The sequence below is a fragment of the Paenibacillus sp. FSL R7-277 genome, assembly GCF_000517965.1.
In the GTDB taxonomy this organism is placed as follows: Bacteria; Bacillota; Bacilli; order Paenibacillales; family Paenibacillaceae; genus Paenibacillus_AQ; species Paenibacillus_AQ silagei.
In genome coordinates this window covers 20,227-37,605 of record NZ_ASPX01000118.1, presented here as the reverse complement: position 1 = coordinate 37,605, position 17,379 = coordinate 20,227, and the positions used below count along the sequence as shown (strand labels likewise).

The window sequence follows — 17,379 nt, the reverse complement described above, 5'->3', positions numbered from 1 at the left end:
TGCCGGAGCGCTAACCCGGGGCAGCCCTCTTCCTGTGTTCAGTCCGCTGTTATCGCGGCTGCGCTCTGTTTATTTTTTGTACGCGGCATTATATTCTTCGATGATCTTCGCCCCGCCCCGGCTCTTCCAGTTCTCGACTTCCTTCTCGAAGCCGGCCTTATCAAGCTGACCATACATGTACTTGTAAGTCGCATCCGCAATAATCTGCTGCAGCTCTACGCCCTTGGACGTATAGGTTGCCGAGTCGAGCGCCGCCGTAGGATCTGCGACCCCGTACTTCACGTTCTCCAGCACCAGCTCCTCTGCATGAATCCGGCCCGGCAGCACGTTTAAGCTCTGGTACATACCGTTCGTTTCGTATTCGCCGATGACGCTGTCCTTGAAGCCTTTGACCTCACGCTCGATCAGCTCTTTATTGTCGGTCGCTTTGGCTTTGCCGTCCACCACGGTATAGTGTGTGCCTTCAATGCCCCAGTACATCAGGTTCGATACTTCAGGAGTCATCATGTAGTCGAAGAACTTCAGAATCTTCTTCAGCTCCGCTTCATCCTTCACCGCCGATTTCGGGAACAGCACGACGTTGTTATAGCCGGGAATCATCCACTGGGCGAACTTGCCGTCAGGTCCAGCCACCATACTATGCGTATCCAGCACGGCATCCGGCACGTTCTTGATCAGGTCCTTGTTCAGGGAATCGATGTCCTGCATCGAGCCGCCGATATAGAGCCCGGCTTTGCCGCTGGTGAACATATTGACCGCATCCGTCTTGCTGGTTGCTGCGAAGTCCTGGTTCATGTAACCGCCTTCACGCAGCTTTTTGAAGAAATCCATGGTATCGATATATTGCGGAAAAGTGAACTCGGGCGCAAGTTGGCCGTCCTTCTCGGCCCAGTTGTTCGGGGTGCCGAACCAGGAGGAGACCGTTTTGAACGCACCATACACCAGCTCATTGCGGTCCACCACGCCGATGGTATCCTTTTTCCCGTTGCCGTCCGGGTCCTGCTCGGTAAAAGCCTTAGCCATCGCGAACAATTCCTCCGTGTTGGCCGGCGCTTTCAGTCCCAGCTTATCCGCCCAGTCCTTGCGGTAGATGATGCCCTGGCGGGCCAGCGGACGGCCGATATACAGGGTATACAGCTTGCCGTCTACCTTGGTGTTATTCAGGATCTCCGGCTTCAGCTTATTCAGGTTAGGGAATTCGCTGAGCAGCGGCCCGATCTCCCAGAACTGCCCGTCCTTGATCGCTTCCTTCATCTGCAGGAAGGTCGTCTGATTCTTCAGGTACGTCACCTGCGGCAGGGAGCCTGTGGCGAACGAGGAGTTCAGCTTCTCCTCATACGTATCGGCTGGGAAGAACTGGTAGGTCAGCTTCGTATTCGTCAATTTCTCCACTTCATTCTTGATCGTATCCGGTGGAGTATCTGTCGTATTCAGCGGCAGCATAATCTTGATCTCAGTTGGCTTCTCCGGCTCTGCGGCCGGGTCCGTGGTTGCGGTTGTGTTGGTCCCGGTGCTGGCGCCCGGGTCTTTCGTGGCTGCCGCCTCTTTGTTGTTGTTACCGCCGCAAGCGGACAACATGCTGAGTGTCAGCAGCGAGCTTAGGAGCAGGGTGAAGGATTTTTTCGTCATTCCTCTTTGACCTCCGTTTAACTTGTATTGGTTACAAGCCTCACATTACGCTCTGCGCTGGATTACGAAAACAATCATTTGCTCATAAAGGTGCGCAGCGGCGGGAGGTGTGGGTTAATGATTATCGTGTGATGGGGGGATAGGCATTGAAAGCTAGAGCGTGGGAGTGGTGTTGGCATGACGGAAATGGCGGCGGGCGGAACTGTGTTGCGGGCGGGTGCGGCAGCGGGTAGGTGCGGCGGCGGGCGGGACTGCGTGAGCTTTGGACTTCCGGCCGCTGTTAGGTTTGGATTTCTTGATTCGGACCGCTACTAGCGGTAGAAATCCAAACCTAAAGGCGGACGCTACCGCTCCTCCAGTTCCAAACCTCCCTCCGTCCCTTTCTGCCGCTCCAGAGGTAGGTCCTTTCAACGTATATCCTTGAAAGGGGAGCAAAGGGAATAGCCCCGCCGCTTCGCGCGGCGGGGCTTGGATTAAGGGCTTCCGGTAGAGCGGTGAAGATGAGTTGTAGAGAGGAAGCGGTAGGCTGCGGGTAGGACGATGAAGCTGGGATTGGTCCAGGAGAACGGGAGCGGCAACAGGCGGGATTGAAAGGAGAGGTTTACTTCTCCTGCAACAAACAGGTGGAAAAATGTATCTTAATTTAGCCGTTTTTTGAGAAAAGGCAAAAGTAGTTGGAAAAAAGGCATCTAATTATGTTAGTTTTTCCTACTACGGCTGAATTGGACGGATTTAAGTGTTGTTTTTCCAACTATCATTTCTTGCAGCGTTTATTAGTTCATCAGCAAGTGGAAGAAATCCAACTGTTTCCGGTCTTCATAGCATCTGTGCTTGTATAAGCATATAGTTTTATCGAAGTTAGCTGCATTATTTCGTATAAAAAGGCAGATCAATCATGAAGGAACTCATTGAGTTTTTGTCCAGGCAATAATATATTAATGTCAGGGCAAAAAGAGGTGATGAAATGTCCTCTAAAAAGTTGGGGCGTCCTCTATCTGACAATCCCAAAAGCAAAACGATTGAGATACGTGTCGATAATGAAATTATGAGCAAGCTGGATGCTTCTGCCAAAACGCTTAATATGTCACGTTCTGCAATTGTGCGCATGGGAATTGAAAAGGTGTTTGACGAGCTCCAAAAATAGAAAAGGAAGCAGCGTGAGTCCCGCAAAGAACATCGCTACTTCCTAACACGCAACCGCTTAGATAAGCAGACTGCATAAATATCCTACCATGTGCAGGAAGCTCATTCAAGCGATGCGATGATAACAATGGGAGGACGAATATGACAGCAATTTTGGAAGCCTTGTACCATGGGAAGCTTAAATCCAATATGAACATTGTGCCATCACATCCAGAATATCGTTCTGCATACAGACAGGTAACAGCAGAGTTACATCAATGGCGTGAACGTTTAGGGGAAGAAGTGTTTCGAGAACTAGAGGAATATTTGGACTTGTGCGACAGCGTGAACAGCATGCATGTGGAAGCTGCCTTTCATCATGGATTCAAGTTGGGGGCAAACCTATTAATTGAAGTGATGAGCAATCGGGAGACTCCGTAATAATCAAATGGCCCGTATCATTCCCGGGAGAAGTGCGGCATTAGACCAACTCTGAAATAAACATAGGCGTAGCTCCATGCTCACTCGAAAATCCACACTTATAATAAAAATCCACTGCACTCGGATAAGAAATTAGCACTTTATTTTTATATTCTTTATATCGATTGAGCATTGTGGTCATCATTTTTTTACCTACTCCTTTCCCCTGATAACTGGGATCGATAAGCATATAATGGAAATACACTGTTAAAACACCATCAGACAGAGCATTTACCAGGCCAATAAGCCTATCTCCATCCCAAGCTGCCACAATGGAATGAGAGCTTTGAATTGCTTGCAGAAGCTCATTCGGATATTTCCCGGACTCCCAATTTACAGATAGAAATAACTCTTGAAGCGCCTCCTTAGTGATAAACTCAATATTTGAAGCGTAACGTATACTCATCTCAGCACCAACTTTCATTCATGTTTATTAGTTACAGATCTTTTCCTCTGGTCAGATTAACATTGAACAGATATAAAGATAATGGAACTTTCGAAGAAATATTTGTACTAATCAGCATAAGTCTAAGGAGTGTCTTCGCACGGCGGGGCCTTAGTGTAGACTGGTTTAACAATATAAAACCATGTTAAAGTACATCGTAGATGTAATTTACTGCAATACAATGGAATTCAAAGAGGTTGAACAGCTTTATCAAAATTACAAAAAAACTAGCCTCTACTGAGCTTCCGCGTGCATTTAGTTTTGAAGAATTCTTCGATAAAAGAATTGAAGATTACTATGATACGCTGATGGAGGCCACACAAGGTAATTTAAAACCATTCATTGTTTTTTATCTGGAGTGCGTAAACGCATCACTTACGAAGGTTGCAAAGGACATGCCAAAACGATGTTTGAATGGATTAGCAGGATGGAAGATGGGGAGGTTTTCCGTAGACAATTATTTGATAATACACTGGATTCCTCGTCCTCAAGTATTGCGGAGAATATATTGTCTGTGTCGTAGATTAGTCCCATATCTAAGCCCCACCGCTGAAGCGGCGGGGCCTTCTTTTGCATCAACAGCTCCATTCTGGAGAAGCGGATATTTCTGCAAATCGTTCAGGTGTGTGCTTGAAGTCTTCTGGGAGTGAGCGACTGTGATTGGATGCTTATATTCTAGCCACAGTATAACATTTACTTATCAGCCATATTCTCTAATTCGTTCATTGTTTGAGTCACAGTCTTTCCTTGCTCCATCTGTTGGATGGATTGCTTTAACCATTTGAGGTTGGATGGATTATAGAAAGGATCAGTCTGAGTTGTGATTTTAAAAGGAATTCCACCTTGGCGTAGTGACTGTCTAACAAAGATATTTATCGCCGTTGTCATGTTTAATCCCAAATCTGAAAAAAGCAATTCCGCTTCTTTTTTTAGGTCTTCATCAATCCGAATATTGATATTGGTTTGAGCCATTCTCAACACCTCTTTCATAAATATTGTTTACATCGAATCTAAGCTCCACCGCTCCATTCTGGAGATGCGGATATTTCTGCAAATCGTTCAGGTGTGTGCTTGAAGTCTGCTTGATTGGAGAAACGAGCTGGCTGATGTTACTGAAAAAATCCCACCACAAGAATCTGTAGTAGGACTTTAAGTTTAGCTTGTAGGATGATGGTGATTTGAGACTTGAAGGAATTATTCAGCCTTCCCCGTGATTGAACAATGTAATTCCAGGAGAGCTAGGTACGTTAGGCCCTCCCACAATTGGCACTAAAATAATGCTAAGAACCGTAAGAAATATAACAACCTTTTTCTTCATGAGAAAACCCTCCTAAAAGTTGAGTTTGATACTGATCCTGAATTTCTTGATTGGCTACGTTTCTAAACCTTTCAAATAGAGTCACACATTCAAGTATATTCTTTTCATTATTTAAGTTTTGGAAATTTATTATAGTTTTTAACAATAAATCAAAACCTTTAGAGTGCTCCTCTTTATTTAAATAATAATAAGCAAGTTCATAAATTAAATTAGCTTGCCGATCCATAGCAAGGTTTCTGGAATAACTGCCTTTAACAAGATCATTTAATATCTCTTCTATCTCTTGCTGATATAACTCAAGTGTTCTATCAATATTAAGTTGATTTTTATTAGCGGCTCTCAAAATATGTAATAGTCCCATGACTAGTTCATTTCTGTGCTTATCAATATAGCTTACATATGATCCCAATACCGTGATATCGCCACTCAATAGCTTTGTGATATAAATATTTGCCATTGACCATTCATGGAAGAGGTTTTTCCAATGCTCTACTGCATCACCTTGCTCTTTTACCCAACTTAAATCAGCATACGCATACTTGTAACCCAACGCCCCCTCATAATCCCCAAGCTCATCACAAACATTGCCCCGCAACAAGTCACTGTAGGCGATATAGAAAAACAGGGGTCTGCCGGGGAGCTTGGTAGACTCGGACATTCGCCGTTCAGGCCGGACCTTCAAGTCATATTGAATTCTAGCTTTGTGACCCATCTTGGCGGCGCATTCATCGACCTTGTCCCAGCGCTGTAAGGAACGATATGTATTGGCAAGCTCTTTGAGTGCATCCAGCTGATCTATTTCGTCCAAGCGCTCAACGAAAGGTTCAAACTGGTTGGCCACCCACAGGTTTCTGTCCTGATCATCGCTAAGCGATATGGTAAACAACCGGTAATGGCAGAGCGCCAGCCGCTCTGAATGCTGGAATTGTTCGGTCTCGGCGACAATCTCGTAGATTGCGGCAGCAGCCTCCTTTTTCCCGGTGTTAAACAGCTCTTCAGCCGTATCGAACAACAGGGGCGCATACATCAGATTATCCATAACATGACGGGCAATTCTCCGAATACTGTCCAGCTTGTCCAGCTCAGCACAGCGGAGCAACAACGGGCCAACCCTGCGCCAGTCTGTCGAACCTTCAATAATGTAATTAGTGATGTACAGATCGTAGAAGAATCCCTCCTCCTGTCCCATGGCCCGGGTGATCCGGTCCAACTGCTGCATCGCAATAGGCCGGTGCCCATTAATAATATTACTGAGTGTCCCGGAGTGAAGCTGAGAACGCTTGGCAAATTGGGTAATCGTCAAAGCCGTCTGTTTCAGATACTCCTCCAATTCCGATAAAATTGTGCTTGTTGCCTCCAAGTCACAACCACCTTTCTTATTATTTTTGGCAATAAATTGAATAAAATCCCTTTTATCTATACAAAATATACCAGTGGTCGATTCAATTTTCAAGCTTTATTTATGTATTTTTCCTAAACTTTAAATTTTTGGCATTAGGGTTGCCACTATTGGTATAATAGCCATCCCCCTCACTTTCATGAATAGAGTAATGCATAGTTTCGGACGCAAAAAAAAGACCTTGAGGATTCACTCAAGGCCTAAGAAAATGCTCACATCGAATAACCCAATATAATATCCCCGTTATCTTCAAGCTCCCCAGTCTCGGTGAATCCCATATCCTTATAGAGCTTATTGGCGTTTAGATTATGCGGAATATGCGATACCCTGATCTGTTTGCAGTCCTCCCGGGCTCTGAGCATCTTAATGACTTCTTTAATGGCTAATTTCCCATAACCTTTGCCCTGAAATTTGCCGTCAATCATAAATCTCAGAATCCAATAGTAACCGTCAGTATATCTCTCATTGTCAAACAGGATAAAACCGACCATCTTTCCTTCAGCAAAAATACCGTAGGGTACCGATGTGGGCTCATTTACCGCATGCACAAGGGAATCTGCATTACTTGCCACCAAGTCCAGTTGCTCCGTGCTCACGCTCAATTGAGTACATTCGTTTTCCAGCTCGGGGGTAATCTTATGTAATTCAACAATAGTCAAAGTGTTCACAACCTTCATTATGAATTGATCTTCAGTCAAGCTGAATGGTATAGATGATCTCCCCATCCTGATTCAAGCGCTGCTCGCTGGTGAATCCTAATCCTTCATACAGCTTCTGTGCTACTGAATTCTCTTGTTCCACCGTTAAGGATATTAGGCTGCACTTCGGATGAACTTCTCTAATGAACTTAATGATTTCTATCATTGCTTGTTTCCCGTAGCCTTTTCGTTGGTGCCTGTGGTCAATCTGAAACCCGCCAATCCAGTAATTATCTGAGCTTCCGGGAGTAAATGAAAGATAGAAGAATCCGATAATTTCGCCATCAATGGACAGAATATACGGATCTAACGCTTCATCCCACGGCTTGATATAGGCATATGCTAGCGACTCCATCACTGAAGGAACGAAGTGCCTATGCTCTTTACAGACAGATATCTCTAGAGCTTCCTCCCAATTCTGGGCGTTGACAGGTTGGATAACGATTGGTTTCATGTTTTCTCCTTATAATTCAGAAAGTTAGAATAACCCTTATCTTACCACAATTTAGAAGTTGTAAGCGAACATGGAGCGGGTTATCTCTGAGTTGGCCGTAATTCCGTCTCTGCCCCTGTATCCCTCACTCCTCCCCCTCCCGCGCCTTCCCCTCCGCCTCCCCATACTCCTGAATAATCAGGCTGCCGCCGCTGGCGTGCCATTTCTCGACCTCCCCGGCGAAGCCGGCGGCGTCGATGTTGCCGAGAATATAATTGTAGGTGGCATCCACGATGATCGCGGACAGCTCGGCGTTCTTCTCGTCATAGGTCGGCGAGGTTAGCGAGACGGTAGGGTCATCGACCAGAAACTGCTCGTTATCCCGGCTGAGCTGGTCGGCCAGGGCGGTGAGCTGCTCTTTTTGTGCGACCTCCTTGATATGGGTATTGCCTACATCAGCGATCATCAGGGAATTGAGCGGATTGACCTCATACACCCGAAGCTGGGACGTTTCTTCCGGAAGAATCACTTTGCCTTCCCCGTCCAGCTTATAGTGGCGGCCCTCGAAGCCGTAGGCCATCAGGCCCGCTACATCCTCATCCATCGTGCGGTCGAAGAATCCCAGCACCTGCTTCAGCTCCTGCTCGGTAGCAATGGCTTTACGTGAAAAGAGGTACAAGCCGTTATACTTGGGTATGGACCATACCTTATATCCATCCGGCCCCTTAATGCGGTTAATCAGCGTCAGCTCTGCTTTGGGGTTGATCGCCTTGGCCTCAATGGAGAGCCGCTGCACATCCGTCATGCTCCCGATGAAGATCCCGGCCGTTCCCCGGATGAATTTGTCCCGCTGCACTTCCTTGCTGGTCAGGGCGAAATCCCGGTTAATGATCCCTTCCTTGTATAATTTGCGCATGAAGTTCATCGTGTCCATATATTCAGGGGTGGCGAATTCCGGGATGAACTGTCCATCTTCGATTTTCCAGTTATTCGGCGTGCCGAAATAGGAGCTTAACGTCTTGAATACCCCGTACACCAGATCGTTGCGGTCCACCAGTCCGAGGGTGTCTGCCTTGCCGTTGCCGTCCGGGTCATTCGTGGTGAACTGCTTCATCACCTCGTACAGCTCCTCCAGCGTTCCGGGTGGACTGAGATGCAGCTTCTCCAGCCAGTCCTTGCGGATAATAATGCCTTGCCGGGAGGCCGGCCTTTCGGTATACAGGCCATAGATTCCCCCGTCCACAGAGGTCTGCCCCAGGATCGCTGCATTCAGCTGACTAAGATTCGGAAATTCCGCCAGATAGGGACCAATCTCCCAAAAAGCGCCCGAGCGGATCATATTCTTGACCGGATTATAATCGGTGAATTTCACGAACGTTACTTTGCCGAGGGAGCCGGTAGTCAGTGCGGTATTCATTTTGTCCGTGTAGACGCCTTCCGGCACCCAGGTAATATCGAGCTGAGTCCCGGTCAGTCTCTCAATCTCGGCGATCAGCTCCGCTGAAGGCGTCTGCGGAAAATGCAGCGGTGCCAGAATCGAGATCGGTGCCGGTGCCCCCGCTGAATCGGAACGCCCAGACTCATCCCCGCTGCAAGCGCTTAATATAATGAACAATAAGAACAGGATGAAGCACCCTGCAAGAGCTTTCTTCCTGCCCGTTAACCGGTTGAACATTCCATAACCCCCTGAAGCGTAATATTTATCTGCCTTAGAAGCCTATCTATTGAATAATGCAGCTTATGTATGAATGATTAGAGAAAATGATTATTGCGGCACCAGATGATTATTGTTATTATCCTTCGTGATGCATACACTTAAGACAGTGATTTTCCTATTTCATGCAAAGGTGCTGAACGCTGTTGAAACATCTTAGCTTTCTCAGTAAATTAACTATGTTCGCATTCGCCATCAGCATCCTGCCGGTGCTGTTCATTGGTTCGTTCTCCTATTTCACATCCTCCAGCGAGATTCAAAAAAATGTTAATGAAAGCAAAAAGGAACTCATTTTACAAATTACCTCAAATGTAGAGCATAAGCTGAATACTGTCAACCAGACACTGAACCAGGTCGTAAACTCTTCGGTGCTGAAGAAGGCGCTGAACAACCCACTTAGTGAAAACGATTTCATTTTATATAACGACATCCGCAATGAAATCCGCAATATGCAGTCCTTCGATACGAAGCTGGAGGATGTCATCCTGCTCAATCAGCGCCAGAACTGGATGATCAAGAATTCCGGGCTCTACCGGCTGAATGAATACCGCAATTACGAGCAGCTGACGAATTTGCTGAATGTGGAAGGCAGCTCTTCTTGGGTGCTGAATCCCTCCTCCCTGTTCTACAGTGAAGAGAGCATTAACGTGACCGGCTGCAATTACAGCATCAGCCTGATTAAGAAGCTGCCGACCACCAAGCTGCAGAAATACGGACTGGCTCTGGCCAATATTCCGGCCTGCAGTCTCCAGGACTTCATTAATCCCGATATGCAGCCGCTGGACAGTATTATGGTGCTGGATAAAAGCGGACGGATTCTGCTGCATCCGGACCGCAAGCTGATCGGAGAGCCTGCCACAGCGGCCGGATTCACGGGATTCGAGCAGATCGCCGCTACCACTGAGCCATCGGGACAATTCAAGACCAAGCTTAATGAAGCTGATTACTCGATCACCTATATGCGTTCCCAGTTGAACGGCTGGATCTATCTGTCGGCCACCTCCATCAAGAGTCTGACCCGCGAATCCGGCAAAATCGGCACTTACACGGTATTCGTCTGCACGTTCATGCTGCTCTTGTCTGTGCTGCTTGCCTGGCTCGGCTCCCGGCGTATGTACACACCCATCGAACGGCTGTTGACCCAGATTGGACTGCGCCGTCCCGGTCTGCGGGCAGGGCGTACGGATGAATTCCAGCTCATCGGTGAGCAGGTCCATTCCCTGTTCCAATCCAAGTCACAGCTGGAGAAGGAGGTTAGCCAGCATCTCGGACAGGTGCGGACCTTCTTTCTGATTCAGGCGTTCGGAGGTAATCTGAGAAGACGCGAGCTGATGGAGGAGCTGGAGCAATACGGGTACGGCAAGCAAGTCGAGGAATGGAAGACGATGGCTGTGATTACGCTGAGCATCGACTTCTCCGAGGAGAACAGCTATGAGAAAAAGGATCTCAATCTGCTCTTATTTGCAGCGCATAATATGACTCAGGAGCTGGTCTCTGCGCAGCACAGGCTAACCCCTGTGATGATGGGCCATGCCCTGACTGTCGTCATCGGCAGTGAGGAGGAGAGCACGGAAGCTTTTCACCGGATGCTCTATGCGCTGACGGAGAAGCTCCAGCAGGAGATTAACGGGGTCCTGAAGCTGCAGGTCAGCATTGGGCTGAGCCTGCCGTTTCATTCGTTTGACAAAATGTCCATTGCCTACCGGGAAAGCCTGGAGGCTCTGAAGCACCGGATTACCCTGGGCAAAGGTATCATTATCCAGTACGAGAATATCAATTCCGGCAAGCATTATCTCAATTTGAACTACCCGACCCACACGGAAAATGACCTGATGGATGCCATCAAGCTGGCGGACAGCGATAAGGCGAAGGAGCTGCTGCATAAGCTGTTCAAGTGTATTTTTGCGCTGGGACTGTCGCCGCAGGAATATCAGATTCCGCTGACCCGGCTGCTGAACAATACGCTCATTATGATGCAGGAATCGGGAATTACGCTGAATCAGATCTACCACGCGGGCGGTTCCCTGTTCGAGGAGCTGACCGATCTGCATATCGTGGCCGAGATTGAAGACTGGTTCTGGACCATCGTGATCCAGCCGGTCATCGTCATCTTCCACAGTAGGCAGAACGCCCAGTACCATAATATCTCCGAGAAGCTGATCGACATCGTCCAGCATGAGTATGACCAGGATCTGACGCTGGAGGAGTGTGCTTCCCGGCTGCATTATAACGCCAACTACATCAGCAGTGTATTCCGCAAGGAGACGCAGTATTATTTCAGTGATTACCTGACCATGTACCGGTTCAAAATGGCCAAGAAATGGCTGGAGGAGACCGATATGCCCGTGAAGGATATCGCCTCCCGCCTGAGATACAATAATTCACAGAATTTCATCCGTTCCTTCCGTAAGCAGGAGGGGATGACCCCGGGGCAGTACCGGGAGAGCTTCCACACGAAGCTTAGAGCGGTCCCGGGCGATGAGTAGGGGCCTTGCCTTCAGGCGGGGCCTCGAGCCTCTTCAGCTTTCTTTTTCTGATAAACCATGTAAGAAGTACAGCCAGAATAAGCAAGATGCCGCCTGCAGTAATCGCAATATTCCTGATATCCGGTACATAGACTACCAGCTGAATCGGCTCGGAATCCGCAAGCGACACATGCCAGGTTAACGTGTTGCCGTCTTGCTCGGCCGCATTATTAGCCCCGTATAGATCATAGGGAATCGTTAATTTGAAATCGACGGAGAAGCTGCCCATCAGCAGCCGCACCAGGGACTTAGGCACATTCAAGCTGCCGATGCCGTCGATAATCTCATCGGAGTAGGCGTTCAGCTTAGGCTGGGCCACCACATCGTATTTGGTATACAGCCACCTGTCCGTCTGTCCCACCTTGGCCTCTACAATATCAAAGCCGCTGCTGCTATTCTTCAGCTCCTCCATCGAAGCATACGATTTATGAAATTGATATTCCGTTGATTTGCCGCTTGCTGTCTTCTTCAGCTCTATGCCTGCGGCCGCCAGCCGGGTGGTTAGAAGCTCCTCCACTTTGCCGCTGACCAGCTTCTCTGCCCGGGCATCCAGCATAAGACTGAAGGCCAGATCCAGGGAGCCGTCCTTCTTCACGGTTACATGGGCGGTGCCTTGCGCGCACCCTGTAAGCAGCAGGACAAGCATAAGCATCATCAGTATTGCCTTAATTCGAGTCCCGTTCAACCTGCGTTTCTTCAACCTCTGTCCCTCCATCCGCTGACTGTTGCTACTAGCTTAACCGTACCTTGAAGAAGCGAATCTTCTCTTATGGAGTCAAGCTTAACACATCCCGGGGAGGTACAGAAAGCCCCCAGCCTGCGGATATCCGTAAGCTGGAGGCTTCCATGTGCATAATCCTGTTATTTTTTCAAATGATAAGGGACGGTAGTGATAATTACATTGCGCCGGTACAGCAGATGCGCGCGGATCAGCAGGCTCGATTGGTTATGCAGAATGTTATGCCAGCCCTTCTTCGGTATGAATTGAGGGACAATGACGGTCACCTGATAATTCGACTCGCTGGCCTTGCGCTGAACCGTATCAATGAACTTGGTCAATGGATGAATGATGCTGCGGTAAGGTGAATACAGCGTTACCAGCCGTACTTCAGGATGGAATTTCTTCCACTTCTCTTCGAAAATAGCGTCATCCTCCCGCTCGAACGGGATGTGGACGGCGATAATCTGCTGCGCACTCAGTGACTTGGCATACCGCAAGGAATTCTCCACCACATGGGTAATCCCTGCTACCGGCAGGATGATGATATTCCCTTCAATCGCAAGCGGCGGCTCCCCGCAGGTGGCTACCCGCAATTGATCGGCGACCGATTCATAATGCTTGTAGATGCGGTAGAAGAACAGGATAATCAGCGGCAGAAAGACCAGGACCGGCCAGACCTGCGTGAATTTGGTCAGGAAGAACATCATCGTGACAATGAAGCTGATCAGCGCCCCGATTGCATTGATGATAAGCTTAGGCAGCCAGCCCTCTGGCTTGTGCCGGAGCCATTTGACGATCATGCCTGTCTGCGACAGGGTGAACGGGATGAAGACCCCGACTGCATACAGCGGAATAAGATGCTCTGTCCGCCCCTTAAAGGCAATGATCAGGATAATCGACAAGATACCCAGGCTGAGAATTCCGTTCGAGTACCCCAGCCGGTCTCCGCGTACGGTGAACATCCGGGGAATGAATTTATCCTTCGCCAGATTCACAGCCAGCAGCGGAAATGCGGAATATCCGGTGTTCGCCGCCAGAACCAGAATTAAGGCTGTCGTTCCCTGCACGACATAATACATGAAGTTGCGGCCAAAGACATGCTCGGCAATATCGGACACCACCGTAACCTGTTCACGCGGAGCAATGCCGTAATAATACGCCAGAAACACGATGCCTGAGAATAACAGCGCGAGCAGAATTCCCATCGCCGCTAAGGTTTTAGCTGCATTATTCGGTGCCGGTGCCTTGAAATTGGGGATCGCATTTGATATGGCCTCCACCCCAGTCAGCGCCGAGCTGCCTGAGGAGAACGCCCGCAGCAGCAGGAACAGGCTGATTCCGGCCACCGGTGTTCCCAGTGAGGTGTGAAGCTCCGCCGGTACTCTTCCGGTCAGCACATTGAACAGGCCCAGCCCGATCATAATGAACATCGCCAGTACGAACAGATAGACCGGGTACGCCAGGAAAGAGGCCGACTCGGTGACCCCGCGCAGATTCAGTGTCGTGATCAGCAGGACGAAGATGATGGCAATTATCACATTATAAGGATGCAGGCTCGGAAAAGCTGAAGTGATCGCATCCGTTCCCGCAGAGACACTGACCGCTACGGTAAGTATATAATCGACGAGCAAGGAGCCCCCGGCAATCAGACCCGGATATTTACCCAGATTCTCCTTGGATACAACATAAGCTCCGCCGCCCTGGGGATAGGCGAAGATGATCTGCCTATAGGAGAGTATCAGGGCCAGCAGAAGCACCAGTACCCCGCCTGCAATCGGAATGGAATACCAGAATGCGGCTGTACTAACCGTGATCAGCACCAGCAGAATCTGCTCCGGGCCATAGGCCACAGAGGACAAAGCATCTGAGGACAGTATGGCTAGGGCCTTGGTTTTGTTAAGCTTCTGTTCTCCCAGCTGATCGGACTTCAGCGGCCGTCCGATCAGGAACCTTTTTACCGAAGACATCATCATCACTCACCGACTTTTTTATTGTTATATTACCCCTGGTGCACGAATAAAATCTGGACCTTTAATTGGATACAGACACTATTTTTGCTGCCGTTCGATACTACATTAATTCTTTTATCACCATCTGTATATATGCAGATATCCTAGACAAACCCCAAACCATGAATAACAAATGATATTCGCCGAAAGACACAGCAAAAGGGACCAAGCAGGCTTTCCGCTCCGTCCCGTTTGCTTATTTCAGCTTTTTTTGCTATATTCAGCCATTTTCAGGATGTCTCAGAGCCAGTCCTGTGTAAGCAGCGTCCGCAGCAGCTCCACCTGCTCCCTGCCGATCCGTGCCGTGATTTCAGCTTCAATATTCTGCTTGATCTCCAGCATACTCCGGCAAGCCGCTGTCCCCTTCGCAGTGAGCACGATAGGCTTGTCCCGGCTATTCCCTTCCTTAGCAGCAGTATCCACGTAACCTTCAGCCAGCAGATTGTTGATCGTCTTTTGCGTCCCCTGGCGGGAAATGCTGATCAGCCTGCTGATCTCCGAAATGGACAGAACGCCGTGCTGCTCCAGCATCGCCAGAATATGCGTCTCTGTCTTATTCAGCGGCTCGCCGCTCATCTGGTTTACCTTGTCGCGCAGAACCTTGTGCTTCTCGCTGATCATATCGACCAGATTCAACCCGCTCATATATTCCTTCATTTACAAGACCTCCATTATAGAAATGCAGTTCCGTCTTACCGAGAATTACTGTCGCTCCAATTGTCAACTAGGTTGACAATGATCCATCCCACTGCTACTATAAGTGAAGTTTGACAAACTTACATTTAAGGGAGTTAGGAAACATGGGCAGTAACAAAAAGGAAGCTTTAATTTTCACCAGTATGATGTGTTTTTGCATGGTCGTCTTTATGTCTTTTTACAATGTGATTATAGCCAACGGATTCAACAGCAGACTGCTCACGGATGTGGCTGTGGGCTTGCTCCCGGCACTTGCCGTTGCCCTGTTCTGCGATATTGTGGTGGTTGGCAGAATTGCCAAAGGGCTGGCCTTCAAAATAGTGAAGCCGTCCGCACCCCAGATCCGCAAAGTGCTGACGATCTCTTGCTTCATGGTCTGCGGCATGGTCATTCTCATGTCTCTATACGGCACACTAGCACACTTCGGATTCGGGGACAACTTCTTCCGTCATTACTTCTCCATCCTGGGGCTTAATTTCATCTGCGCCCTGCCGCTCCAGCTGCTGGTGGCCGGTCCGCTGACCCGCTTCCTGTTCAGCCGGATGTTTCCGGTCCGTACGGCAGCACCCGGCGTCTAGGGCTGGCTGAAACCAGTCCGCCGCTTTTACTCGAATAATGGCCTACAGCCATGGCTGTGGTGTTCCCGCCATACCAAAAAGGGTGCTCAGCAAGCCATGACCTCATGACTGTGCGGAACACCCTTGTCCGGGATTCATTCTATTGATTATTTATTCCATGAAAGACAGGCGCCCGCCCTGGAGCCGTACACTGCCGCCCTTAGCATAGAAGCTTAGGCCCGAGCAGATGCCTTCAGGGAAGACCAGGCTGGTGATGGCGGCAAGGCCGTCATTGGCGAATACCTCCACCGAACAGGCATCCAGCAGGATACGCAGGCTCTTCAGGCTGCCGATTCCCCCGGTGCTCTGGAGATCGGGAAATATTTCTGAGAAGCCGGTCTCGCCGGACTGATCTCTGTGCAGGGTTAGAGTGTCTTCAGCAGCAGAGTAAATGAGTTCAGTATACTCAGTAGCTGTATGATGAATAATAAGACCGAATTCTTTCGCTTCATTGTCCGCAAGCGTAAGCCGCAGCTCCAGGGCTGAATCCTTGCACTTGATATCCTGGCGCTCGCCCGGTAGCAGCAGCATCTCCGGCAATGCCGCAGACTCTGCCGCGAAGTAAGGATCTAGCTCTGCTACCGGCTGCTGGCGGATCAACATCCGGCCGTCTGCCGCATCATGCAGCGTCAGTACCCGCGGAATCGTCATCGCTCCGCGCCAGCCCTGGCTTGGAACCTGATTGGCATACCGCCAGTTGCTCATCCAGCCGATGAAGATCCTCCGCCCGTCCGCAGCCGGAATGTCGGAGAAGCTGACCCCTGCGTAATTGTCTTTGCCATAATCCAGCCAGCGGATGTCGCTGTGCTCCGGTGTGAAGACGGAGCCGTCGAAGCCACCGACGAAATATTGCGTCCGCGAGCCAAATCTCGCCCCGCTGTTATCACCGATGCTGACCAGCAGCACCCACTTGCTGTCTCCTGTTCCTTCCACCGGGAGCTCGAAGAGATCCGGGCATTCCCATACTGCATCATGAGAGCCTGCACCCTCGCCGAATTCACTCTCCAGGCTCCACTCCCGCAGATTCGGGGAGGAGTAGAACGTGATTGTCTGATCGGTCGCCAGCACCATCATCCATTTCCCGTGAGCTTCAGACCAGAACACCTTCGGATCACGGAAATCGGCCTTGGAAGGATGCGTCAGCACCGGGTTGCCTGCATACTTGATCCAGGTCCGGCCATTGTCATGGCTGTAGGCCAGGCTCTGTCTTTGCACGGCAGGCGACGATTCCGTCGGCTCCTGATGACTGGTATAGATGGCAACGATACCCGGCTTCTCCGGGAACAGCCCGCTGGTATTATTCCAGTCAACGACTGCGCTGCCGGAGAACGCATAGCCGTGATCATCCGGGTACAGCGCAATGTCCAGCTCCTCCCAGTTAATCAGATCCTTACTGACGGCATGACCCCAGTGCATCGGCCCCCAGATGGAGGAATGCGGATGATACTGATAGAACAAATGATATTCCCCTTCGTAATAAACCAATCCATTTGGATCATTCAGCCAATGCTGCTCCGGCGTAAAATGCAGCGCCGGCCTGTGTTTGGTTCTCCCGATAATTTCCACTCCATTA

Annotated in this window: 16 protein-coding genes; 5 read left to right on the top strand and 11 right to left on the bottom strand. The window is 49.4% G+C overall.

Features of this window, described 5'->3' with window-relative positions:
* Positions 1 to 69: 69 nt before the first annotated feature.
* A complete protein-coding gene (locus C173_RS30710; protein ID WP_036732540.1) occupies positions 70 to 1,629 on the bottom strand; it encodes an extracellular solute-binding protein in 1,560 nt (519 codons plus the stop codon).
* Positions 1,630 to 2,593: 964 nt separating this feature from the next.
* Between C173_RS30710 and C173_RS30705 the strand changes: the two genes are divergently transcribed.
* Complete coding sequence (locus tag C173_RS30705) at positions 2,594 to 2,773, top strand: ribbon-helix-helix protein, CopG family (RefSeq protein ID WP_036732538.1); 180 nt, start codon at positions 2,594 to 2,596, stop codon at positions 2,771 to 2,773.
* Between the two features lie 140 nt (positions 2,774 to 2,913).
* A complete protein-coding gene (locus tag C173_RS30700) occupies positions 2,914 to 3,192 on the top strand; it encodes a DUF6809 family protein (RefSeq protein ID WP_036732536.1) in 279 nt (92 codons plus the stop codon).
* A 40-nt stretch (positions 3,193 to 3,232) separates the two neighbouring features.
* Here C173_RS30700 and C173_RS30695 read toward each other — a convergent pair whose 3' ends face one another.
* Positions 3,233 to 3,655: a GNAT family N-acetyltransferase gene (locus tag C173_RS30695; RefSeq protein ID WP_235192079.1), complete on the bottom strand. Its 423-nt coding sequence runs from the start codon at positions 3,653 to 3,655 to the stop codon at positions 3,233 to 3,235.
* Between the two features lie 218 nt (positions 3,656 to 3,873).
* On the opposite strand from C173_RS30695, the gene C173_RS35250 reads away from it, so the two are divergent.
* The gene (locus C173_RS35250; RefSeq protein ID WP_235192078.1) at positions 3,874 to 4,326 is read left to right on the top strand and encodes a hypothetical protein; all 453 of its coding nucleotides are present in this window, start codon (positions 3,874 to 3,876) and stop codon (positions 4,324 to 4,326) included.
* A gap of 43 nt (positions 4,327 to 4,369) precedes the next feature.
* Here C173_RS35250 and C173_RS30690 read toward each other — a convergent pair whose 3' ends face one another.
* The 5 genes from C173_RS30690 to C173_RS30670 form a co-directional block, all read right to left on the bottom strand.
* Positions 4,370 to 4,648: a type II toxin-antitoxin system RelB/DinJ family antitoxin gene (locus C173_RS30690; protein WP_036732534.1), complete on the bottom strand. Its 279-nt coding sequence runs from the start codon at positions 4,646 to 4,648 to the stop codon at positions 4,370 to 4,372.
* Between the two features lie 308 nt (positions 4,649 to 4,956).
* Positions 4,957 to 6,354, bottom strand: a complete 1,398-nt coding sequence (locus C173_RS30685) for a helix-turn-helix transcriptional regulator (protein ID WP_036732627.1) — start codon at positions 6,352 to 6,354, stop codon at positions 4,957 to 4,959.
* A 251-nt stretch (positions 6,355 to 6,605) separates the two neighbouring features.
* The gene (locus C173_RS30680; RefSeq protein ID WP_235192077.1) at positions 6,606 to 7,091 is read right to left on the bottom strand and encodes a GNAT family N-acetyltransferase; all 486 of its coding nucleotides are present in this window, start codon (positions 7,089 to 7,091) and stop codon (positions 6,606 to 6,608) included.
* Positions 7,084 to 7,545: a GNAT family N-acetyltransferase gene (locus C173_RS30675; protein WP_036732529.1), complete on the bottom strand. Its 462-nt coding sequence runs from the start codon at positions 7,543 to 7,545 to the stop codon at positions 7,084 to 7,086. The genes C173_RS30680 and C173_RS30675 overlap by 8 nt, the downstream gene beginning before the upstream one ends.
* Positions 7,546 to 7,669: 124 nt before the next feature.
* Positions 7,670 to 9,199: an extracellular solute-binding protein gene (locus C173_RS30670; RefSeq protein WP_036732526.1), complete on the bottom strand. Its 1,530-nt coding sequence runs from the start codon at positions 9,197 to 9,199 to the stop codon at positions 7,670 to 7,672.
* 185 nt (positions 9,200 to 9,384) lie between these two features.
* On the opposite strand from C173_RS30670, the gene C173_RS30665 reads away from it, so the two are divergent.
* Entirely contained in the window at positions 9,385 to 11,724 is a 2,340-nt protein-coding gene (locus C173_RS30665) for an AraC family transcriptional regulator (RefSeq protein ID WP_036732524.1), read from the top strand.
* Here the strand turns inward: C173_RS30665 and C173_RS30660 are convergent.
* The 3 genes from C173_RS30660 to C173_RS30650 form a co-directional block, all read right to left on the bottom strand.
* The gene (locus tag C173_RS30660; RefSeq protein WP_036732522.1) at positions 11,699 to 12,463 is read right to left on the bottom strand and encodes a DUF3153 domain-containing protein; all 765 of its coding nucleotides are present in this window, start codon (positions 12,461 to 12,463) and stop codon (positions 11,699 to 11,701) included. The genes C173_RS30665 and C173_RS30660 overlap by 26 nt on opposite strands.
* Before the next feature lie 161 nt (positions 12,464 to 12,624).
* A complete protein-coding gene (locus C173_RS30655) occupies positions 12,625 to 14,454 on the bottom strand; it encodes an APC family permease (protein WP_036732625.1) in 1,830 nt (609 codons plus the stop codon).
* A 279-nt stretch (positions 14,455 to 14,733) separates the two neighbouring features.
* Positions 14,734 to 15,150 (bottom strand): MarR family winged helix-turn-helix transcriptional regulator, encoded by a 417-nt coding sequence (locus tag C173_RS30650; RefSeq protein ID WP_036732520.1) that lies wholly within the window; start codon positions 15,148 to 15,150, stop codon positions 14,734 to 14,736.
* 143 nt (positions 15,151 to 15,293) lie between these two features.
* Here C173_RS30650 and C173_RS30645 point away from each other — a divergent pair, with 143 nt between their 5' ends.
* The gene (locus tag C173_RS30645; protein ID WP_036732516.1) at positions 15,294 to 15,767 is read left to right on the top strand and encodes a DUF2798 domain-containing protein; all 474 of its coding nucleotides are present in this window, start codon (positions 15,294 to 15,296) and stop codon (positions 15,765 to 15,767) included.
* A 150-nt stretch (positions 15,768 to 15,917) separates the two neighbouring features.
* Here the strand turns inward: C173_RS30645 and C173_RS30640 are convergent, their stop codons facing one another.
* Positions 15,918 to 17,372 (bottom strand): glycoside hydrolase family 32 protein, encoded by a 1,455-nt coding sequence (locus C173_RS30640; RefSeq protein WP_036732513.1) that lies wholly within the window; start codon positions 17,370 to 17,372, stop codon positions 15,918 to 15,920.
* Positions 17,373 to 17,379: the final 7 nt, after the last annotated feature.